The 21,480-nt window shown below is 46.2% G+C and carries 18 protein-coding genes; 10 read left to right on the top strand and 8 right to left on the bottom strand.

What is annotated here, in order from left to right; translation table 11 throughout:
• Window positions 1-30: 30 nt before the first annotated feature.
• The 3 genes from glnL to glnA all read right to left on the bottom strand — a co-directional run bounded on the left by glnL (window position 31) and on the right by glnA (window position 3,396).
• On the bottom strand, window positions 31-1,077 hold the full coding sequence (gene glnL, locus R8269_RS13625; RefSeq protein WP_017821940.1) for a nitrogen regulation protein NR(II): 1,047 nt from the start codon (window positions 1,075-1,077) through the stop codon (window positions 31-33).
• A gap of 132 nt (window positions 1,078-1,209) precedes the next feature.
• Window positions 1,210-1,791 carry a DUF4124 domain-containing protein gene (locus tag R8269_RS13630; RefSeq protein ID WP_213869980.1) on the bottom strand — a complete coding sequence of 194 codons (582 nt, stop codon included), beginning with the start codon at window positions 1,789-1,791 and terminating at the stop codon, window positions 1,210-1,212.
• A gap of 195 nt (window positions 1,792-1,986) precedes the next feature.
• Window positions 1,987-3,396 carry a glutamate--ammonia ligase gene (gene glnA / locus R8269_RS13635; RefSeq protein ID WP_005379275.1) on the bottom strand — a complete coding sequence of 470 codons (1,410 nt, stop codon included), beginning with the start codon at window positions 3,394-3,396 and terminating at the stop codon, window positions 1,987-1,989.
• A gap of 530 nt (window positions 3,397-3,926) precedes the next feature.
• Here glnA and typA point away from each other — a divergent pair.
• The gene (gene typA / locus R8269_RS13640) at window positions 3,927-5,756 is read left to right on the top strand and encodes a translational GTPase TypA (protein ID WP_005379276.1); all 1,830 of its coding nucleotides are present in this window, start codon (window positions 3,927-3,929) and stop codon (window positions 5,754-5,756) included.
• Between the two features lie 72 nt (window positions 5,757-5,828).
• Entirely contained in the window at window positions 5,829-6,371 is a 543-nt protein-coding gene (locus R8269_RS13645) for an AAA family ATPase (protein WP_065275007.1), read from the top strand.
• A gap of 31 nt (window positions 6,372-6,402) precedes the next feature.
• Here R8269_RS13645 and R8269_RS13650 read toward each other — a convergent pair whose 3' ends face one another.
• Complete coding sequence (locus R8269_RS13650; RefSeq protein WP_005382972.1) at window positions 6,403-7,044, bottom strand: DUF2959 domain-containing protein; 642 nt, start codon at window positions 7,042-7,044, stop codon at window positions 6,403-6,405.
• 34 nt (window positions 7,045-7,078) lie between these two features.
• Between R8269_RS13650 and R8269_RS13655 the strand changes: the two genes are divergently transcribed.
• The 3 genes from R8269_RS13655 to R8269_RS13665 all read left to right on the top strand — a co-directional run bounded on the left by R8269_RS13655 (window position 7,079) and on the right by R8269_RS13665 (window position 9,453).
• Window positions 7,079-8,023, top strand: a complete 945-nt coding sequence (locus tag R8269_RS13655) for a virulence factor BrkB family protein (protein ID WP_005379281.1) — start codon at window positions 7,079-7,081, stop codon at window positions 8,021-8,023.
• Window positions 7,995-8,429 (top strand): D-aminoacyl-tRNA deacylase, encoded by a 435-nt coding sequence (dtd, locus tag R8269_RS13660; protein ID WP_005379282.1) that lies wholly within the window; start codon window positions 7,995-7,997, stop codon window positions 8,427-8,429. Before R8269_RS13655 ends, dtd begins: the two co-directional genes overlap by 29 nt.
• A gap of 106 nt (window positions 8,430-8,535) precedes the next feature.
• Window positions 8,536-9,453, top strand: a complete 918-nt coding sequence (locus R8269_RS13665; RefSeq protein ID WP_005379283.1) for a bifunctional GNAT family N-acetyltransferase/hotdog fold thioesterase — start codon at window positions 8,536-8,538, stop codon at window positions 9,451-9,453.
• Here R8269_RS13665 and R8269_RS13670 read toward each other — a convergent pair.
• The 4 genes from R8269_RS13670 to hslR form a co-directional block, all read right to left on the bottom strand.
• The gene (locus tag R8269_RS13670) at window positions 9,439-11,559 is read right to left on the bottom strand and encodes an AsmA family protein (protein ID WP_258476745.1); all 2,121 of its coding nucleotides are present in this window, start codon (window positions 11,557-11,559) and stop codon (window positions 9,439-9,441) included. The genes R8269_RS13665 and R8269_RS13670 overlap by 15 nt on opposite strands.
• A gap of 190 nt (window positions 11,560-11,749) precedes the next feature.
• Entirely contained in the window at window positions 11,750-13,378 is a 1,629-nt protein-coding gene (pckA, locus tag R8269_RS13675) for a phosphoenolpyruvate carboxykinase (ATP) (protein WP_005379288.1), read from the bottom strand.
• A gap of 336 nt (window positions 13,379-13,714) precedes the next feature.
• A complete protein-coding gene (gene hslO, locus R8269_RS13680) occupies window positions 13,715-14,590 on the bottom strand; it encodes an Hsp33 family molecular chaperone HslO (protein ID WP_005379290.1) in 876 nt (291 codons plus the stop codon).
• Between the two features lie 31 nt (window positions 14,591-14,621).
• Window positions 14,622-15,008 carry a ribosome-associated heat shock protein Hsp15 gene (gene hslR / locus R8269_RS13685; RefSeq protein WP_005379292.1) on the bottom strand — a complete coding sequence of 129 codons (387 nt, stop codon included), beginning with the start codon at window positions 15,006-15,008 and terminating at the stop codon, window positions 14,622-14,624.
• A 253-nt stretch (window positions 15,009-15,261) separates the two neighbouring features.
• On the opposite strand from hslR, the gene gspC reads away from it, so the two are divergent.
• Genes gspC through gspG form a run of 5 tightly spaced genes read left to right on the top strand, consistent with a single transcriptional unit; the run spans window position 15,262 to window position 21,465 of the window.
• A complete protein-coding gene (gene gspC, locus R8269_RS13690; RefSeq protein WP_005379294.1) occupies window positions 15,262-16,188 on the top strand; it encodes a type II secretion system protein GspC in 927 nt (308 codons plus the stop codon).
• 36 nt (window positions 16,189-16,224) lie between these two features.
• On the top strand, window positions 16,225-18,243 hold the full coding sequence (gene gspD / locus R8269_RS13695; protein WP_005379295.1) for a type II secretion system secretin GspD: 2,019 nt from the start codon (window positions 16,225-16,227) through the stop codon (window positions 18,241-18,243).
• A complete protein-coding gene (gene gspE, locus R8269_RS13700) occupies window positions 18,243-19,745 on the top strand; it encodes a type II secretion system ATPase GspE (protein ID WP_005379296.1) in 1,503 nt (500 codons plus the stop codon). Before gspD ends, gspE begins: the two co-directional genes overlap by 1 nt.
• On the top strand, window positions 19,745-20,962 hold the full coding sequence (gene gspF, locus R8269_RS13705; RefSeq protein WP_005379297.1) for a type II secretion system inner membrane protein GspF: 1,218 nt from the start codon (window positions 19,745-19,747) through the stop codon (window positions 20,960-20,962). The genes gspE and gspF overlap by 1 nt, the downstream gene beginning before the upstream one ends.
• A 59-nt stretch (window positions 20,963-21,021) precedes the next feature.
• Window positions 21,022-21,465 (top strand): type II secretion system major pseudopilin GspG, encoded by a 444-nt coding sequence (gene gspG, locus R8269_RS13710; protein WP_005379298.1) that lies wholly within the window; start codon window positions 21,022-21,024, stop codon window positions 21,463-21,465.
• Window positions 21,466-21,480 lie beyond the last annotated feature (15 nt).

Here is a 21,480-nt window from a genome sequence, read left to right on the forward strand (position 1 = left end):
ACTGACGCGACTTGAAGTCCATTAGCGCAATCAGATCGGCAGATAAATAGTAAATGTTGTGTGACCAGGCCAGCTTTCTACGTCTATTTTTCCATTGTGCTGGTCGATCAAATTTTGCGAAATAGATAGCCCTAATCCAGTTCCTCCCTCGCGGCCACTGACCATGGGATAGAACAGCGTGTCTTGTAGTTCCGGTGGAATACCTGGGCCGTTGTCTGTGATTTCGACACGAGCAGCGAGTTTACAGCGTTTGCCGTGAATATTGGCTTGGTGCACCGTTCTGGTGCGAATGGTTATTTTCCCGTGTTCTTGATGGCTAAGAATTTGTGCGGCGTTGCTGACGATATTAAGCATTGCCTGTTCGATTTGGTCTGTATCCATCAAAATCTCTGGCAAGCTTGGGTCATAATCTCGTTCAATGATGATTGAGCGTTGTGACTCTAATTCAACCAGTTGGCGAACCTTTTCAAGAATTTGGTGCAGATTCTCTTGTGTCTTCTTACCTGGCTTTTGCGGTCCTAGTAATCGATCCACGAGCGCCCTTAAACGGTCTGCTTGCTCAATGATGATGTGTGTATATTCGGTGAGAGAGGGCTCTGGCAGCATTTTTTCTAACAATTGCGCCGCACCGCGTAAGCCGCCAAGCGGATTTTTGATCTCATGTGCAAGCCCTCGGACTAACAGCTTCGCCGCTTGTTGTTGGGCGTGTTGGTTCAGTTCTTGAGAGAGTCGGCGCTGCTGATCAATTTTGCGCATCTCGACCAGAAGCATCAACTGTTTTTGCCAAGTGATAGGGCTAACCGTCACCTCTAGCATTAAAGGGCGGCCATCAACAACGAAAGTGACGTCACTGTCGGTGATGCTTTGGCCACTTTGCAACGGTTGAGTGAGCAGCGCGAGATCCAGCGACGCATGCTGAATCAATTGAGAAAGTGATTGTTCAATAATTCGTTTGGCGCTTTGAGAAAACAGCAATTCGGCAGCCGGATTGGCATAACGGATGGCCAATCCATCATCAAGAATCAGCGTTGCTGTCACCATATTGTTGAGAATGGCACTAGGAAGACTGGTATCCACATTACGTCCTTGTTTTGCTTTAAGATTGTGCGATGCACAATAATGGTGCAATTGAACGTTAAGTATGGCGAATAAATCTTAGAAGAAAAAGTGAAAAGCACCGCTGTGATGTGATTTTTTTCACCAGATATTCTATTTTGCCCCTTTTACGGTCGGCTTAACACTTGCTCTATGTAAATGCACCGTTATAGGGCTAGTAGATGCAATAAGCTTGCCGCTTCTTTTCGCGTGCACAGCAAGTGTGTGAGTGCCTCGGTCAATATTGTTTAACTGCCACACTATATGGTTTTGTGGTGCACCATAAGGTTTTCCATCGAGTAACAATTGCAATTGCTCACCGATACCAAGCTTGCGATTGGTTTCTAATTGAATATTGATGATGCCTCGATTACTGCGGATGGTCTCGTTGTGCTTGGGAGTCAGCATCGAGAGTTGTAATGGAAGAGGCTTCTCGGTTGTTTTCTCTGGCTTGTTTTGTGATGCAGTAGATGGCGTAGTCTGAGGTGCGAGCGATTCAGTATTTTCTACCTCAGGAGCTGGTGCGCTGGCTTCAAGGTTTGGCAGTGCGATCGCTTTTGCTCCTTTGTTTGGTGTATCACTAAAGTGAACCACGCCATTTTCATCTACCCACGTATACGCGACCTGCGCGAAGGCGATAGAGGCGATTAACAATCCGCTGAGTGCACACAGTGATGGAATAAGCTGAACTTTCATTGCTCACCTTCTCTTGTTCGATGATTTCACGTTTCAATGGCTTAGCTCTTTGACCTGTAAGGAAAAATTCTAAGTGTATTTTTATTATCCTCTCATGTTAAACGTCGAAGCTTGACTGGCGAATACAAAAAAGGCCCGCCTGCGAGGCGAGCCTAATATTTTATTGCTGTGTTTACATTTTACACAGTGTCGACCTTACACAGAGTAGTAAAGTTCGAACTCAACAGGGTGAGTTGTCATGTTCACACGCTCTACGTCCTGAGACTTAAGGTCGATGTATGAATCGATGAAGTCGTCAGAGAATACGCCGCCCGCTGTTAAGAACTCACGATCAGCATCTAGCTCTGCTAGCGCGTCTTTTAGTGAGTATGCAACAGTTGGGATTTCTGCTGCTTCTTCAGCTGGAAGATCGTAAAGGTCTTTATCCATCGCTTCGCCTGGGTGGATCTTATTCTTGATACCGTCAAGACCAGCCATAAGCATTGCTGCGAAACATAGGTATGGGTTCGCCGCTGGGTCACCGAAACGAACTTCGATACGACGTGCTTTCGGGCTTGGTACCACTGGGATACGGATTGAAGCAGAGCGGTTACGCGCTGAGTAAGCTAGCATTACTGGTGCTTCGAAGCCTGGTACAAGACGTTTGTACGAGTTTGTTGATGGGTTAGCGAATGCGTTGATTGCACGAGCGTGTTTGATGATACCACCGATGTAGTAAAGCGCCATTTCAGATAGACCGCCGTACTTGTCACCAGCAAATAGGTTTACGCCATCTTTTGCTAGAGACTGGTGAACGTGCATACCGCTGCCGTTGTCGCCAACAAGTGGTTTAGGCATAAACGTCGCTGTTTTACCAAACGCGTGAGCAACGTTGTGTACAACATACTTGTAGATTTGGATTTCGTCAGCTTTGGTTGTTAGCGTGTTGAAACGAGTTGCGATTTCGTTTTGACCCGCCGTTGCCACTTCGTGGTGGTGCGCTTCAACAACAAGACCCATTTCTTCCATTACTAGACACATAGCAGAACGGATGTCTTGAGATGAATCTACTGGAGCTACTGGGAAGTAACCACCTTTAACGCCTGGACGGTGACCTTTGTTACCTTCTTCGTAGTCAGAACCTGTGTTCCATGCCGCTTCTACGTCGTCGATTTTGAAGAAAGAGCCTGACATGTCTGTCGAGAACTTCACGTCATCAAATAGGAAGAATTCTGGCTCAGGACCGATAAGTACAGTATCTGCAACACCAGTAGAACGCATGAAGTCTTCAGCGCGTTTTGCGATAGAGCGTGGGTCACGGTCGTAGCCTTGCATTGTTGCAGGCTCTAAGATGTCACAACGGATATTTAGTGTTGCGTCTTCCGTGAATGGGTCAAGCACAGCAGAAGATGCGTCAGGCATCATTACCATGTCTGATTCGTTGATACCTTTCCAGCCAGCAACTGATGAACCATCGAACATTTTACCTTCTTCGAAGAAGTCTGCGTCGATTTGGTGAGCAGGGATCGAAATGTGCTGCTCTTTACCTTTTGTATCAGTGAAGCGTAGGTCAACAAACTTAACTTCGTTTTCTTGGATCAGCGATAGAACGTTTTCTACTGACATCTTGGATAACCTCCAGTGTTAATAAGCGGTAAAAGCTCGATTTATGAATTATTCATGAAACCTGGCATTGATTAATCAATTTGACTTTTCATTAATCGATGCTGTTTTAACTAAAGCCAAAACCGTGCCAAAAAAAATATTCCATTAATTTCAAGCAATTGTGTTTTTGAATGCTAGTTTGGTGCACTTGCTTGCACCAAAATGATCTTTGCTTGCACTATTATGGTGCCAAAAATCATTGTTGCACCATAATGTGACAGGGACATTGCGTATTCAGCCCAGTTTTTGAACAAGAGTCAATTTGAATTATGCATCGATTAGAATAAAGTTGCGTTTAATCAATTCGTTCTGAGGAAGAAAATGGGCATTAAGCGTAAAAATCGCAGAAATGCTCGGGAGTAGATCACATATTTCTAGGCTTTTTGCTAAAATCTGGTACATTATGGCCGTTTTTTTAATCAGCAAATGTCGCCAGAGAGCACCCGTTCTCAGCGTGGGGGCATTTCATCTATCTAAGTGAATCAATATCCATGGCTACTCCACAGATTGATAAATTAAGAAATATCGCGATCATCGCGCACGTTGACCACGGTAAAACCACGTTGGTTGACAAGCTGCTACAACAATCGGGCACGCTTGAGTCTCGCGGTGAAGCTGAAGAGCGAGTCATGGACTCGAACGACATCGAGAAAGAGCGCGGTATTACCATTCTTGCTAAAAACACAGCAATCGACTGGAACGATTACCGTATCAACATCGTAGATACTCCGGGACACGCGGACTTCGGTGGTGAAGTTGAGCGTATCATGTCGATGGTAGACTCTGTACTACTTATCGTTGACGCTGTTGATGGTCCAATGCCTCAAACGCGTTTCGTAACACAAAAAGCGTTTGCTCACGGTTTAAAACCAATCGTTGTAATCAACAAGATTGACCGCCCTGGTGCACGTCCTGATTGGGTTATGGACCAAGTGTTCGATCTATTCGACAACTTAGGTGCAACTGATGACCAGCTAGACTTTAAAGTAGTTTACGCATCTGCACTTAACGGTTGGGCTTCTCTAGAAGAAGGCGAAACTGGCGAGAACATGGAACCACTATTCCAAACTATCGTTGATGTTGTTGACGCGCCAAATGTTGACCTTGATGGTCCACTACAGATGCAAGTTTCTCAGCTAGACTACAGCTCTTACGTTGGTGTTATCGGCGTGGCTCGCGTAACTCGTGGTAGCGTTAAACCAAACCAGCAGGTAACCATTATTGGTGCTGATGGTAAAACTCGCAACGGTAAAGTGGGTACAGTAATGGGCTACCTTGGCCTAGAGCGTCACGAAGTTGAACAAGCTAACGCGGGTGATATCATCGCAATCACTGGTCTTGGCGAGCTGAAAATTTCTGACACTATCTGTGCACAAAACGCAGTAGAAGCATTACCACCATTGTCTGTTGATGAACCAACAGTAACAATGACGTTCCAAGTAAACACGTCTCCATTCGCGGGTAAAGAAGGTAAGTTCGTAACGTCACGTAACATCCTTGAGCGTCTTGAGAAGGAACTGGTACACAACGTTGCACTACGCGTTGAGCAAACAGACGATCCAGATAAATTCCGCGTATCAGGTCGTGGTGAACTTCACCTTTCTATCCTGATCGAAAACATGCGTCGTGAAGGCTTCGAGCTAGCAGTATCTCGTCCAGAAGTAATCATCAAAGAAGAAGATGGTCAGTTGATGGAACCGTTCGAAACGGTAACTATCGACGTAATGGAAGAGCACCAAGGCGGCATCATGGAGAACATCGGCCTACGTAAAGGTGAGCTGAAAGACATGTCTCCAGACGGTAAAGGTCGTGTGCGTATGGACTTCGTTATGCCATCACGTGGTCTGATCGGTTTCCAAACGGAATTCATGACACTGACTTCAGGTTCAGGTCTTCTTTACCATACGTTTGATCACTACGGCCCTCACAAAGGCGGTAACATCGGTCAACGTGTAAACGGTGTACTAATCGCGAACGCGATGGGTAAAGCGCTAACTAACGCACTGTTCAACCTTCAAGAGCGTGGTCGTCTATTTATCGGTCACGGTGTTGAAGTTTACGAAGGTATGGTTATCGGTATTCACAGCCGTGACAACGACCTAACGGTAAACGCACTGAAAGGTAAGCAGCTAACCAACGTTCGTGCATCAGGTACCGATGACGCACAGGTTCTTACTCCGCCAATCAAGATGACTCTTGAGCAAGCACTAGAATTCATCGATGACGACGAGCTAGTAGAAGTAACGCCTGAAAGCATCCGTATCCGTAAGAAGTTCCTAACGGAAAGCGACCGTAAGCGTGCTTCTCGTGGCGCGAAATAATTTTCGTTAAGCGATTCAATTAAGAAGAAGCCTCGAGTTATGCTCGGGGCTTTTTGTTTTCTGGAGTTGAATATGAACCCGATTATTATCACCGGTGGGCCTGGTGCGGGAAAAACAACACTGCTGAATGCGCTAGACGCGTGTGGTTACGCCACGTTTCCTGAAGGGTCTCGCGACTTGATTGAGCAGCAAAGCCAGTTAGAAAATGGTATTTTGCCGTGGACGAATTTACCTGAGTTTGCCAAGTTATGCCTTGGGTTGATGGACAAACAAAAGAGTGATGCGCGTTGTCATGATGTTGCGTTTGTTGATCGCGCCATCCCCGACATCATTGCATACCTACAAGTGGGCGGCTGTAAGGTTGACCAAGCTTTCTTAACCGAAAGCGCTGGGTACCATAGTCAGGTGTTTACTTGTCGACCTGAAGCATCCATTTACGTACAAGATGAAGTGCGTCCGCACAGCTTTGAAGAAGCATTGGAGATTCATCAGTCGTTAGTGAGTGTCTATACTGAGTTGGGTTATGAAGTGGTAGAAGTGCCATGGGGAACTGTGCCAGAGAGGGTAGGCTTTGTTCGAAGAGTCATCGGTTTACTCGGTAAGGTCGCCGACTAAAACCTCCTCACTAGGAGGAGGTCTAAATCATTTACTTTTGATTGAGCTTTTGTAGGAATTTATCGGACTCTGCAATCGCTTCGTTCATTTGTTTGATCGCAAACTGAATGTCTTTCTCTAAGCTAGAGAACTCACCTTGCAAAGAACCAATCGCACTGGCGTTAAGGTTGTGTTTTAAGTACAACGTGTTGTCACGCAGCGTATCCAGTACCGGTGTCATCTTTTTCTCTGCACGCTTCATAGCGCTAAGCATGGTTTTGTACGAGGCTTTGGTTTCACGTAGCTTTTGCTCGCTTGAACGACGCAGTTTCGCACTCGAGTACAGCTCTAGCTCATCTTGCCACTCATCAAACAGTGCGCCGGATACGTCTTCAATCGCAGCAATACGGTCACGTACGTCTTGAGCCGCTTTTTCGCTATCTTCATATTTGTCATTGATGTTGTTGTAGACATTTTCTAGCTCACCACCATCAAAGTTGGTGATCGCAGACAAGGCTTCAAGTGCACTGGTGAATTCTTCTTGTGCATCTTGTTGAGATTCTTTGGCATCTTCGACGCGGTCGACCATAATATCTCGTTTATGATACCCAACCTGCTCCATTGCTGAGTAATAAGCAGATTGACACCCTGTTAAAGTGAAAATTGATAGTACAATTGCTAATAAATAAGGCATTCTTATGTCCTCGGCGCTAATTATGGGATGAACTATGAACCAGTTATCAGAGAGTTACAAGGCGAGATTAATCAATCTACTGCCAAGTTGCGTCGCGTTTTTTAAGTATCTTCTTAAGCGATTAACGCATGACCGTGTGAATGTGAACGCGGGCTATCTTGCCTACATTACCTTGTTATCCATCGTGCCAATGCTGACGGTATTGTTATCAATATTGTCGAAATTTCCCGTTTTTGCGAACGTTGGTGAGGTGCTGCAAGGCTACATTATTGAGAATTTTGTGCCAGCTTCTGGAGAAGCTGTACATACGGCATTACAGGAATTTGTGGCGAATACGGGCAAAATGAGCGCGGTTGGCGGTGGGTTTTTATTCATCGCAGCGGTCATGCTGATTTCCAACATTGATAAGAACTTAAACTACATTTGGCGAGTTAAAGACAAGCGCCGTTTAGTCTTTTCATTCTCTATGTATTGGATGGTACTCACGTTAGGGCCGATCATGGTCGGTGCGAGTATTGCGGCGACGTCGTACGTGACTTCGCTGCAAATTTTAGAGAACGAGACATTATCTGGTGCGTTTAATTTATTTCTGCGTTGGCTACCGTTGTTGCTGTCCTTTTTTGCTTTTCTTGGCTTGTATATTCTAGTGCCGAATAAAAAAGTACACCTCGCTCATGGTGCCATGGGGGCAGCAGTCGCCGCGATACTGTTCGAGTTGAGTAAAAAAGGCTTTGCACTCTACATCACTCAGTTTCCGTCTTATCAGCTCATCTACGGCGCGTTAGCGGCGATTCCTATCTTATTTGTTTGGGTGTATTTATGCTGGATGATCGTGTTATTGGGGGCGGAAGTTACGGCTGCGCTTGGTGAGCGAGAGCACTGGAGTGAAGATTTAGACATGATACACTCGACCGCTGAATCTCAGTTAACAGATGAAGGAAGCGAGAGTAGTGATAGCGCTAATTCAACGAGTCAGTGAAGCAGCCGTCCGTGTGGATGGTGAAGTCGTAGGAGAAATTGATCGTGGTCTGCTGGTCTTATTGGGCGTAGAGAAGGACGACGATGAAGCTAAAGCAAAGCGTTTAATGGAGCGTGTTACAACCTACCGTGTGTTCGAAGATGACGAAGGCAAGATGAACCTGAACGTTAAACAGGTGGAAGGTAAAGTGCTGGTGGTTTCTCAATTTACGCTGCCTGCGGATACAAAAAAAGGCACGCGAGCTGGTTTTTCTCGCGGTGCGCATCCTGTGGATGCAGAGCGCTTGTATGATTACTTTTCTGACTTGTGTGAAGAAGTTTTACCCACACAGCGTGGCCGCTTCGCTGCCGATATGAAAGTGTCCTTGGTGAATGACGGTCCAGTGACGTTTTGGTTGCAGGTCTAATCTGGTAACACAGGCGCCATAGTCTAAGCTTTAACTCCAAGCTCATGGAATTGGCTTGGAGTAATTTTTCCGACACTGATTAGTGTTGTGCTTTCAAAGGATTGATATGTTCAAACTCATTACTCCCAAAACCGATAATCAGATAAACAAGTATTATCAGTTTCGCTGGCAACTGCTTCGTGAGCCATGGCGTATGCCGATCGGCTCTGAGCGCGATGAATACGACGAAATGAGCCATCACCGTATGATTGTTGATGGTCGAGGTCGTCCTATGGCGATTGGCCGTTTATACATTACGCCGGATAATGATGGCCAGATCCGCTACATGGCGGTTAAAAATAATCGCCGTAGCAAAGGGATGGGTTCGCTGGTTTTGGTTGCACTAGAGTCGTTAGCGCGCCAAGAAGGAGCGAAACGCTTGGTGTGTAATGCCCGTGAAGATGCCATCGCCTTTTATGAAAAAAATGGCTTTGAGCGTCGAGGCGAGCTGACCGATGAGCGTGGCCCTGTGCGCCATCAGCAAATGGTGAAGCAACTGGATCCGATGGCCAATGTGTTACGTCGCCCTGAATGGTGTACTGAGCTTCAACAGCGCTGGGAGCAACAAATCCCAATTAGCGACAAAATGGGGATCAAAATTAACCAGTACACGGGTTACCAGTTTGAATGCTGTGCGCAGCTTAATCCTAACCTTAATCCGCATAACACCATGTTCGCCGGGTCAGCTTTTACCTTAGCAACCCTGACAGGGTGGGGGATGACGTGGCTGCTGCTTAAAGAGCGTGGGTTGCACGGTGATATTGTGTTGGCCGACAGCTCTATTCGTTATCGTCAACCAGTCGAACAAAACCCCGTGGCGAGTACTTCGTTGGATGGGATCAGTGGTGACCTAGACCGATTGGAGTCGGGACGCAAAGCACGCATCGTTATTCACGTAGTGATTTATAGTGGTGACACGCCAGCTGTGGATTTTGTCGGTACCTATATGTTGATACCGAACTACTCGCAGTTACTCAGTTGCTGATGGGTTAAGCGCCGACTGACCTGCTGGGCGCTTATCTGTTTCACCTTCTTGCTCTGTCGGTGAGAGGATTTGTTCTTCTGCTGCGGAATGCGTGTTGGGTACTTCATCTTCTTCGATAACTTCTTCGTAAAGCTCTTCCTCTTGAATCTCCAAGTTGATGTTATCAATCACGATAGGTTGCTCGATGGAAGGCTCATTTTTCTGTGGAGTCTCAATATCAGTAGGCTCGGCCAGTTTTGATGCGTTCACGCACTCATTACGGTGGGTTTCACCACTTAGTAGATCGCCTTCAATGTTTCCGCACGACTCTTCCAATTGATAAGTAATGCCACTTAGCGGGTTGTTGGCCATATCAAATGTTCCCCAAACCTTACCACTTATGGCTTTTCCTGAGATGGTGACCGGCTTTATGGCAACTTCCCCTCGTTGCGCGCTTAAACGCAGTGGACTTAAGGTAATGGCTTTGAGCGAATGATCCGCTTGGGACTTCAAGCGGGTATCTCGGAGATTGGCTTCCACTTCACCCGATAAGCTGTAGGCCAGCATGTTGCGATCACCTGATAACCCTTGTAGATCGAGGCTGAGATCGGAAAAACCATCAATAGCCAGTGTGTCGGGTAAAAAATAATCGTGGAAGAGCGATAAGGGAATACCATCAGCATTGACGTTGAGCGCCCAAGGTTGGCTTGGGGTACTCAAATCTATTTGTCCGATGCCTTCTACGTAGCCTTGCTCGAGTGGCGCAAAAAGGCGAGTCAATTGCCAAAAGCCATCTTTGCTTTGCATGGCAAGTGCTGCGTGAGACGTGAGTATTTGGTCATAGCTGGCGTTGACAACGCTGACTTCCAATTCGCCTTGCCAAAGGCCCCAACGTTGAGCCGACTGTTTAATATCAAGCTGTTGCCCTTCGATATTTAAACCGGAAAGTTGCCAATAAGGTTCGTGAGATAGCTGGATAATTTGGCTGCGCTCAATGTCGAGTCGTTCGATTGCAACATGCTCTAACTCGCTGGTGGCGGCGTGCCACCAATTTAGGTTGTCTTCTGGCTGTGTTGCCCACTTGAGGCCTTGAATAGAGGCTTCTTTGAGCTTCCATTGTGTTGGCGTGAACAATCCAGAAACTTGCACTCGACCTTGCTGCCAATCTAAGCTGAGCTCGTTGAGCTGGATTACTCCTGGCTCGATAGCGGCACTCAAACGTGGCTCTATTGCGGTTTGCTGCTGGAATCGAACGCTATCCGCCTGCAATGACACTTGAGCTTTTGTCTTCCAGAGAGACAGTGGCAGTGTGGCGTTTTCCACAGAAAGATCCAAGTTCTGCCAGTGCCAGTCGCCCCATTCAATATCGGCGTTAAGCAAATCTAAGCTATTAATATGATTAATGTTAAATGGTAGATCGTGCCAAGGTTTTGCAAGCAGTGATTGGCGCTGCGTATTACTCAGTTTCAGCTTGTTGATGGTCACATTTACTAAAGACCAGCCTTGAGGATACTGCTCCCCTTGCCCAGATATTTGACTGTTACGCCAGTTAAAAGAGGTGCCATAAAGCGTACTGTCTTGCGGTTTGTAGTCTATATCGACTAAGACTTGATTAAAGGCTTCGCCATTCCAATAGAGTTGGTCAGCTGCAAGTTGAACTTCGCCATATGGTATTAATTGACCATTCCATTGTGGTGATTGAATTTGAAGATCAATGCCATTGGCAGAGAACTGCTCGTCGGCGTAATCAATATTTTTGAGCGCGATTTGATGGAATAAAACGTTGTCTAAAGGTGGGAGCTTTGGTGCGCCATACTGCAAGCTCATACCATCAATCAATAAACTATCAACGATCCATTTACCATCGCGATAAACATCGGGATTCATCCATAAATCGACTTGCTCGATGTAAGACGCATCGTCTCCGCTGGTGTTCACGCGTTGTAAAGTTAGGTGATAGGGAAAGCCATAACGCACGCTTCCGGCCCGGAAGGGAAGAGAAAAGGTGTTTGACAGCAAGCGCCAGGTTGCGTCCGCGTAAGATGTTGTTAGCAGCGCAATCGTAGCGGCTGGAATGGCAACTAAGATAACCAGTAACAGAAGTAGAACTCGACGCGCTGTTTTCATCTTTGCTAGAACCTACGTGTGTTATGAAATAAAACTAGATAGGCTTTAGCTTGTATCAATATTCTGTGGTATTCAATAAAAAGCCCCTCAAAAGAGGGGCTTGAAGCAATTTTTGTAACTTGGCCTACGTAAAGGTGATAAGTTAATGCCAACTTTTCACTGCGTTTACGCGAAGTCGCTGTTACTCGATTTAATCAATCTGAGGACCAGCCGCAACCAGGGATTTACCTTCAGCGTTGTCTGTGTACTTATCAAAGTTATTGATAAAGCGCGCTGCTAAATCTTTCGCTTTGCTTTCCCACTGAAGTGGGTCAACGTACGTGTCGCGAGGGTCTAGAATGCTAGGATCCACACCTGGTAGTGACGTTGGTACTTCAAGGTTGAAGATTGGAATGTGCTTAGTTGGTGCTTCTTCAATCGAACCATCAAGAATGGCATCAATAATTCCGCGTGTATCTTGAATAGAGATACGTTTGCCAGTGCCGTTCCAACCAGTATTCACTAGGTAAGCCTCAGCGCCTGCTGCTTCCATGCGTTTAACCAGTACTTCTGCGTATTTAGTTGGGTGAAGCGTTAGGAACGCCGCGCCGAAACAAGCAGAGAAAGTTGGTGTTGGCTCAGTAATACCGCGCTCTGTTCCCGCTAGTTTGGCGGTAAAGCCAGACAGGAAGTGGTACTTAGTTTGCTCGGGTGTCAATTTAGATACTGGAGGCAGTACGCCAAATGCATCGGCTGATAGGAAGATCACTTTATTCGCGTGACCGCCTTTTGATACTGGCTTAACGATATTATCGATATGGTAGATAGGGTAAGAAACACGTGTGTTTTCTGTTTTCGAACCATCATCAAAGTCGATAGAGCCATCGCCACGTACTGTTACGTTTTCTAGCAGTGCATCACGACGAATTGCGTTGTAGATGTCCGGCTCCGCTTCTTTAGAAAGTTTGATGGTTTTTGCGTAACAACCACCTTCGAAGTTGAAGACACCGTCATCATCCCAGCCGTGCTCATCATCACCAATTAGCGCACGTTTAGGATCAGTCGACAGGGTCGTTTTACCCGTACCAGATAGACCGAAGAATACCGCTACATCGCCATCTTTGCCCATGTTAGCGCTACAGTGCATTGATGCGATGTCTTTTAGTGGAAGGAAGTAGTTCATCATCGCGAACATACCTTTCTTCATTTCACCACCGTACCAAGTACCACCGATAAGTTGCATGCGCTCAGTTAGGTTAAATACGGTGAAGTTTTCTGAGTTCAGGCCTTGCTCTTCCCATTTTGGATTAGTGCATTTTGCGCCATTCATTACTACGAAGTCTGGTTCAAATGTCGCTAACTCTTCTTCCGTCGGGCGAATAAACATGTTTTTAACGAAGTGCGCTTGCCATGCGACTTCTGTGATAACACGAATGCTCAAACGTGTATCTGGGTTTGCACCACAGTAACCGTCAACAACAAACAAGCGTTTGTTAGAAAGCTGGTTTGTGACCAGTTCTTTTAGCTCGTCCCACACTTCAGGAGTGATTGGCTTGTTATCATTTTTCACTTGATCAGACGTCCACCACATATGTTCTTCTGTCGTAGCGTCTTTGACGATGTATTTATCTTTTGGTGAGCGACCAGTAAAGATGCCAGTGTCAACGGCAACCGCACCTAGTTCAGTAACCACGCCGCGCTCATAACCGGTTAGGTCTTCACGCGTTTCTTCCTCAAACAACATTTCGTAGCTTGGGTTGCGAATAACCTCTTTTACGTTATGCAGTCCGTGCTTGGTTAGATCAAGTGTTGCAGCCTTAGTATGTTCCATAACGGTCATAGGTGCTCCTTATAAGGATTTTGTAGGGATTTTGTAAGAATGTTTTAATTTTAATCTGCTCACCATGCTAGCAACGGGGCGGGGAGAAAACAGGGAGATAGCTCAAAATTTACCCATGATTTCAATAAGGTTTTAGGTAACCCGTCACATATTGGTGGGAATAGTCTATCGTGCACGCAATCCTTTGCGCTAGGGCAAAATCATTATTAATTGTTTAAAATTAAGCAGTTGTTTTATTACGCTTGAGGCTAGTTATTACGAGGGGTTGATCACAAAAAGGCCAGCATTAAGCTGGCCTTTTGTAGGGTAAATTACGTGCTTGATAAGCTATGTAAATTAATGCAGGGTTTTCTTGTCTGTAGAAGCTTGTGCATACAGTTCAGTGACTTCAGATTCGTCGAACGTATAAGTTGTGCCACAGTAATCACAATGTAAAGAAACTGATCCAACTTCTGCCAAAATGTCATAAATTTCAGCTTTCTCAACGGTGATGATTGCGGCACCGCTACGCTCACGAGAACAGCCACAATGGAACTCGACAGGTTGCGGCTCGTACAGACGTACTTTGTCTTGGTTATATAGTCGATACAATAACTCGTTCGCTTCTAAACCAAACAATTCTTCATCTTTTACTGTGTCAGTGAGCTGCTCTAGATGTTCGAAATCATCTGGAGAGCCAGTGCCGTCAGGGATCACTTGAATCAACATACCTGCTGCGTGTGCTTTGCCTTCATGCTCACCAGTGCGGATCCATAGGCGCGTTTTTAACTGCTCTGAGTTTGCAAAGTAGCCTTCTAGCACTTCTGCTAAAGTGTCACCTTCTAGTCCAACGACGCCTTGGTAACGCTCGCCGTTTTTCGGTTCGATGGTGATCACAAGGTAGCCCTTACCCATTAGATCGTGAATGTTTGCGTCATCGGCAACATCGCCTTCCCAGCGAGCTACGCCACGAACACGTTGGTTATGGTCACCGTTGATAACGGCAAGAGACACAGGACCGTCGCCTTGTAGCTGGATGGTGATCGAACCTTCGAACTTAAGAGTGGCAGTTAAAAGAGTAGTTGAAACGAGTAGCTCACCCAGCAGTTTCTCTATTGCTGCCGGATATTCCTTGCTGGAGATAACACGTTGGTACGCTTCATCCAATTGTACCAACTCGCCACGTACTGAAAGATCTTCGAATAGGTAGCGGTTTAAAACATTATTTGCCATGGAGTGCTTTCCTCGTTGGTAATTCCGGCTTTTATTGGTGTTTGAACTTAATGATGTCTCGGCGCTGCTTTTTATCTGGGCGGCGTTCCGGACTTGGGTTGTGGGCATTAAGCTTACGTTGAGTCGCGTGTTCCTCACGTTTCGCGATACTCTCATTGGTTTCGCGATATAAGGTTTGTGCGATGGGAGCGCCTCGGCGTTGATCTGAGATTTGTTCGATGATCACGATTTTTTCTTCGTTGCCTTGACGAAGTCTGACTTCAGCGCCCACTTCAACGATTTTACTCGGCTTGCTTCGTTGGCCATTATAGTGGACTTTACCGCCATCGACCATGTTACGCGCGATGGAGCGGGTTTTGTAAAATCTTGCGGCCCATAGCCATTTATCTAGCCTAACGGCTTCATTTAGGGAACTCATAGAACACTACGCTATCTAATCACTGCCCGAATACGGCAATGAGTGATGGATTATTCACCTACAGATGGAGTCAAGGCGTATTTTTTTCAAGGGAGTTGGCAAAAACTGCATAAGAAAAAGGTATGAAAGACAACTTGTGATATAGTTCACTGCTCTTTGTTGAGTAATAATTTTATTGCAAATTTAGCAATTTAAAGTCGATAGCTATCGTTATAGCTTAAATGACGGACGTTAGAATAAAGGAATCCATTCAGTGAAACGTTTAGAGCTAAGTGCAGGATTATCAAGCAGACCGCTACTGGCTCAGATCAAGTCCAATCATTATACCATTCAAGCCAAACTTAGCTTGTTGCTTACCTGTCTGTTTATTGCGATAACCGGATGGATACTTGGCAAAATTGTGTGGTTAGCCATACCTCAATCGTCGGAAGTGCCGCAATGGCGTCCATCGGCGAGTAGCGTTGCTGCGAGCAATAAAGGCGACGCGATAGATTTTAATGCCCTTCAGAATGCCAACCTATTCGGTAAATACACTGAGCAAAAAGCGGCGGTTGTAGAACAGCCTATTGTTAAAGACGCCCCTAAGACGCGCCTTAACCTTACGCTGGTCGGTGCGGTTGCAAGTAGTGATGCCAACACCAGCCTTGCTGTTATTGCTAACCGAGGTAAGCAAGCTACGTACGGTTTGGGTGAAGAAATCGAAGGGACACGTGCGACACTAAAAGCGGTATTGGTGGATCGCGTCATCATTGATAACCAAGGTCGAGACGAGACCTTAATGATGGAAGGTATAGAATATAAGAAGCTATCTGAATCGCCGCAGGTAGCCAGGGCGCAAGCTCAGCGAGCAGAAGCAGCGACGTCTGACGTTGGAGAGAAATTAGAGCAAATCCGCGAGGAAATTGCGAAAGATCCACAAAGCGTTTTTAAATACATCACTATTTCACCCGTCAAAAAAGACGGAGACATTGTTGGTTATCGAGTATCACCTGGTCGTGATGCCGCATTATTTAATGATGTAGGGCTACAACCTGGCGATATTGCGGTTCAACTGAACGGGATCGATTTAAGTGACCCGTCTTCTTCAGTACAACTGATGCAAGTGATGAGCGATCCGCAAGAATTAAATTTAACTGTTGAGCGAGACGGCCAACAGTACGATATCTATATCCAATTGTAAGACTTAGGCAACCGGCGTAAGTTCAGGGAGACATACGTGAAACATTGGTTCAGCAAAAGTGCTTGGCTACTAGCAGGAAGTTTACTCTGCGTACCAGGTGCAATGGCAAACGAATTTAGTGCGAGCTTTAAAGGCACTGATATTCAAGAATTCATCAACATAGTGGGTCGTAACCTCGAAAAGACCATCATTGTTGATCCTTCAGTACGCGGTAAAATCGATGTCCGCAGCTATGACGTTCTTAACGAAGAGCAATACTACAGCTTTTTCCTTAATGTCCTTGAAGTATACGGTTACGCAGTCGTAGAAATGGACAATGGGGTACTTAAGGTTATCAAAGCAAAAGACTCAAAAACCTCAGCAATCCCTGTGTTAGGTGATGGCAGCGCGCAAGGCGATAGTGTTATCACTCGAGTTGTCGCGGTGCGTAATGTGTCGGTTCGAGAGTTGTCTCCTCTACTTCGTCAGCTGATTGATAACGCCGGTGCCGGTAACGTGGTTCATTATGATCCAGCGAATATTATCTTGATTACTGGTCGTGCGGCAGTAGTGAATCGCTTAGCAGAGATCATCAAGCGTGTTGACCAAGCCGGTGATAAAGAAATTGAATTGGTGGAGCTGCGTAATGCATCTGCTGCTGAAATGGTACGCATTGTCGAAGCACTGAATAAAAGTGCGAATCAGAAAAGCACGCCAGAGTTCCTTGAACCTAAAATTGTGGCCGATGAACGTACTAACGCGATTTTAATTTCTGGTGATCCAAAAGTAAGAGCCCGCTTGAAACGTTTGATTCGTCAACTTGATGTTGAAATGGCGACAAAAGGTAACAACCGAGTTGTGTACCTGAAAAATGCGAAAGCTGAAGACTTGGTGGATGTATTGAAAGGTGTTTCCGATAACCTGCAAGCTGAAAAGCAAGCCGGTCAGAAAACATCAGGTGCATCGCGTGGTGAGGTCGTCATTGCTGCTCACGCTGCAACTAACTCGTTAGTTTTAACAGCGCCACCAGATATTATGATGGCATTACAAGACGTCATTTCTCAACTCGATATTCGTCGTGCTCAGGTTCTTATTGAAGCGTTAATTGTCGAAATGTCTGAAGGTGATGGTATTAACCTAGGTGTTCAGTGGGGTTCATTAGAAACGGGTGCTGTAATTCAGTACGGTAACTCAGGAGCCCCGATTGGTCAGGTGATGGTTGGTCTAGAAGAAGCAAAAGATCAAACCCGAACTGAATACTATACCAACTCTAATGGCGAACGAACGCCATATGATGTTACTGAATCAGGTGACTACTCTACGCTAGCGTCAGCACTTAGCGGAGTAAATGGTGCGGCAATGAGTATTGTCATGGGTGACTGGACAGCGCTAATTAGTGCTGTTGCTTCTGACTCCAACTCAAACATTCTATCTTCTCCGAGTATTACCGTAATGGATAATGGCGAAGCATCATTTATTGTGGGTGAAGAGGTTCCGGTTATTACGGGCTCTACGGCTGGCTCAAACAACGACAACCCATTCCAAACGGTTGACCGTAAAGAAGTCGGTATCAAACTCAAAGTAGTGCCACAAATTAACGAAGGTGACTCTGTACAGTTAAACATTGAACAAGAAGTTTCCAACGTATTAGGCGCAAACGGTGCGGTTGACGTTCGCTTTGCTAAACGACAGTTAAACACCTCTGTCATGATCCAAGATGGTCAGATGTTGGTTCTTGGTGGTTTGGTCGATGAACGCGCACTTGAAAGTGAGTCTAAAGTGCCGCTATTGGGTGACATTCCGGTACTTGGCCATCTGTTCAAGTCAACTAGCACGCAAACAGAAAAACGTAACTTGATGGTGTTCATCAAGCCGACGATTATTCGCGATGGTGTGACGGCCGACGGTATTACGCAGCGTAAATACAACTTTATTCGCGCAGAACAGCTTTACAAAGCGGATCAAGGTTTGAAGTTGATGGCTGACGAGAAGATCCCGGTTATGCCAGCCTTTGGCCAGGAGCGTCAGCACCCAACAGAGATCCAAGCGTTTATTGATCAAATGGAAAACAACTAATGGTTGATATGTTAGACACAGCGCCAAGTATGCGTCGTCTGCCATTCAGTTTTGCCAACCGCTTTAAACTGGTGCTGGAGACAGAGCATCCTGAGCGTCCACCTATTCTTTACTATGTCGAGCCGCTTAACCCTGCGGCTCTGGTTGAAGTCCGTCGTGTATTAAAGAAAAGCTTCGTACCGCAACCTATCGATAAAGAAGCCTTTGATAAAAAGCTGACTGAAGCATATCAACGCGACTCGTCTGAAGCGCGTCAGTTGATGGAAGATATTGGTGCTGATAGCGATGATTTCTTCTCTTTGGCTGAAGAACTGCCGCATGATGAAGACTTATTAGAATCGGAAGACGATGCGCCAATCATCAAATTGATCAACGCCATGTTGGGCGAAGCGATCAAAGAAGGTGCGTCGGATATTCATATTGAGACGTTCGAGAAAACCCTTTCGATTCGTTTCCGTGTCGATGGCGTATTGCGTGAAGTTCTGACCCCAAGTCGTAAGCTAGCGCCTTTGCTGGTTTCTCGTGTGAAGGTTATGGCTAAACTAGATATCGCAGAAAAGCGTGTGCCTCAAGATGGCCGTATTTCGTTGCGTATCGGTGGTCGTGCGGTGGACGTGCGTGTATCGACGATGCCGTCCTCTCATGGGGAGCGCGTGGTAATGCGTCTGTTGGATAAAAACGCGACTCGTCTTGATTTACATAGTTTGGGCATGACCCCTTCAGTGCATGACAACTTCCGTCACTTGATTGGCCGCCCTCACGGTATCATCTTGGTGACGGGCCCGACAGGTTCTGGTAAATCCACCACCTTGTACGCTGGCTTGCAAGAGATCAATAGCAACGAACGCAACATTCTAACGGTTGAAGACCCGATCGAATTTGATATTGATGGCATCGGTCAAACTCAGGTGAACCCAAAGGTCGACATGACGTTTGCGCGCGGCTTGCGTGCCATTCTGCGTCAGGACCCGGATGTGGTGATGGTCGGTGAGATCCGTGACTTAGAAACCGCACAAATTGCAGTGCAAGCGTCCTTAACGGGTCACTTGGTAATGTCGACTCTCCACACCAACACCGCAGTGGGTGCGATTACGCGTCTACGTGATATGGGTATTGAGCCATTCCTTATTTCTTCTTCGTTATTAGGGGTGCTAGCGCAGCGCTTAGTTCGAACGCTTTGTCCAAGCTGTAAAGAGCCGTATGAAGCCGATGCGGAACAGAAAAAACTGTTTGGTATGGAAGCGCATGAACCGTTAGAACTGCACCGAGCAAAAGGCTGTGAAGCGTGTAACCAAAAAGGCTACCGAGGTCGAACAGGTATCCACGAGCTCATTATGGTTGATGAGCAAGTACAAGAGTTGATTCACCGAGAGTCTGGTGAGCAAGAAATTGAGAGAGCCGTTCGCGCCCATACGCCAAGTATTCGCAGCGATGGTTTAAGCAAAGTGCGTCGTGGCATTACGTCACTTGAAGAAGTGATGCGAGTGACGAAGGAAACCTAATGGCGGCATTTGAGTACAAAGCGCTAGATGCAAAAGGCAAGCATAAAAAAGGCACGATAGAAGGGGACAACGCCCGACAAGTGCGCCAGCGACTCAAAGAGCAAGGGATGATCCCGATTGAAGTGGTTGAGACGAAAGCTAAATCGGCTAAGTCTTCAGGTTCAGTCAGCTTTAAGCGCGGCGTCTCAACATCTGAGCTGGCACTCATCACACGGCAATTGTCTACGCTAGTCCAATCAGGTATGCCTTTGGAAGAGTGTTTGCGTGCGGTCTCTGAGCAGGCTGAAAAGCCGAGGATTCGTTCTATGTTGGCTGCGGTTCGCTCGAAAGTAACAGAGGGTTATCCGCTTGCCGACAGTTTTGCCGATTACCCACATGTGTTTGATGAACTGTACCGCTCCATGGTTGCGGCGGGCGAAAAATCAGGTCACCTCGATACCGTATTAGAGCGTTTGGCAGACTACGTCGAAAACCGCCAAAAGATGCGATCTAAATTGCTTCAAGCCATGATTTATCCTGTAGTTTTGGTGGTATTCGCGGTTGTCATCGTTTCGTTCTTATTGGCGACAGTTGTTCCTAAAATCATTGAACCCATCATTCAGATGGGCCAAGAGTTACCTCAATCGACGCAATTTTTACTGGCAGCCAGTGAGTTTGTGCAAGATTGGGGGCTGATTATTTTCGTTGTGCTGGTGGCGCTTTTCTATGGCCTCAAACTGGCGTTGCAAAAGCCAGACTTTCGCTTAGCTTGGGACAGAAAAATCTTGAGCTTACCGCTAATAGGTAAGATCTCTCGAGGTTTGAATACCGCACGATTCGCACGAACGCTTTCGATCTGTACTTCCAGTGCGATTCCAATTCTAGAGGGTATGCGCGTTGCGGTAGATGTTATGTCTAACCGTTATGTGAAGCAGCAAGTCTTGCTTGCAGCGGATAACGTTCGAGAGGGGGCTAGTCTGCGTAAGGCGTTGGATCAAACTCGCTTGTTTCCACCAATGATGCTACACATGATCGCCAGTGGTGAGCAAAGTGGTGAATTAGAGAGCATGTTGACGCGGGCTGCCGATAACCAAGATCAAAACTTTGAATCAACAGTCAATATTGCTCTGGGTGTGTTTACTCCTGCGCTGATTGCATTAATGGCTGGATTAGTGTTGTTCATTGTGATGGCGACCTTGATGCCAATGCTAGAAATGAATAACTTGATGAGTGGATAATTTCGAATTAAGACGTGTCTACTAACGGCATGGCTTTAATCTAACTTTCGGAGAAAAAAATGAAGTTTAAGCGTAGTAAACAACAGGGTTTTACACTTTTAGAAGTGATGGTTGTTGTGGTTATCCTAGGTATTTTGGCAAGTTTTGTTGTTCCAAACCTATTGGGTAACAAAGAGAAGGCTGACCAACAAAAAGCGATTACGGACATTGTCGCGTTGGAAAATGCCTTAGATATGTACAAGTTGGATAACAGCGTTTACCCAACAACGGACCAAGGTCTAGAAGCATTGGTTAGTAAGCCATCTAACCCAGAGCCACGCAACTACCGTGATGGTGGTTACATCAAACGTCTTCCTAATGACCCTTGGGGCAACCAGTACCAATACTTAAGCCCAGGTGATAACGGTACAATCGATATCTTCACTCTAGGCGCAGATGGCCAAGAGGGTGGAGAAGGTCCAGCTGCAGATATTGGCAACTGGAACATGCAAGACTTCCAATAATTGAGCCTAAGCCAG

Source organism: Vibrio sp. Vb0667, from assembly GCF_033391095.1.

Excerpts from the sequence above, each read along its gene's own strand:
- R8269_RS13630 (WP_213869980.1), bottom strand. The coding sequence starts at position 1,791 with ATGAAAGTTCAGCTTATTCCATCACTGTGTGCACTCAGCGGATTGTTA.
- glnA (WP_005379275.1), bottom strand. The coding sequence starts at position 3,396 with ATGTCAGTAGAAAACGTTCTATCGCTGATCCAAGAAAACGAAGTTAAG.
- typA (WP_005379276.1), top strand. The coding sequence starts at position 3,927 with ATGGCTACTCCACAGATTGATAAATTAAGAAATATCGCGATCATCGCG.
- R8269_RS13645 (WP_065275007.1), top strand. The coding sequence starts at position 5,829 with ATGAACCCGATTATTATCACCGGTGGGCCTGGTGCGGGAAAAACAACA.
- R8269_RS13650 (WP_005382972.1), bottom strand. The coding sequence starts at position 7,044 with ATGCCTTATTTATTAGCAATTGTACTATCAATTTTCACTTTAACAGGG.
- R8269_RS13655 (WP_005379281.1), top strand. The coding sequence starts at position 7,079 with ATGAACCAGTTATCAGAGAGTTACAAGGCGAGATTAATCAATCTACTG.
- R8269_RS13665 (WP_005379283.1), top strand. The coding sequence starts at position 8,536 with ATGTTCAAACTCATTACTCCCAAAACCGATAATCAGATAAACAAGTAT.
- R8269_RS13670 (WP_258476745.1), bottom strand. The coding sequence starts at position 11,559 with ATGAAAACAGCGCGTCGAGTTCTACTTCTGTTACTGGTTATCTTAGTT.
- pckA (WP_005379288.1), bottom strand. The coding sequence starts at position 13,378 with ATGACCGTTATGGAACATACTAAGGCTGCAACACTTGATCTAACCAAG.
- hslO (WP_005379290.1), bottom strand. The coding sequence starts at position 14,590 with ATGGCAAATAATGTTTTAAACCGCTACCTATTCGAAGATCTTTCAGTA.
- hslR (WP_005379292.1), bottom strand. The coding sequence starts at position 15,008 with ATGAGTTCCCTAAATGAAGCCGTTAGGCTAGATAAATGGCTATGGGCC.
- gspE (WP_005379296.1), top strand. The coding sequence starts at position 18,243 with ATGGTTGATATGTTAGACACAGCGCCAAGTATGCGTCGTCTGCCATTC.
- gspF (WP_005379297.1), top strand. The coding sequence starts at position 19,745 with ATGGCGGCATTTGAGTACAAAGCGCTAGATGCAAAAGGCAAGCATAAA.
- gspG (WP_005379298.1), top strand. The coding sequence starts at position 21,022 with ATGAAGTTTAAGCGTAGTAAACAACAGGGTTTTACACTTTTAGAAGTG.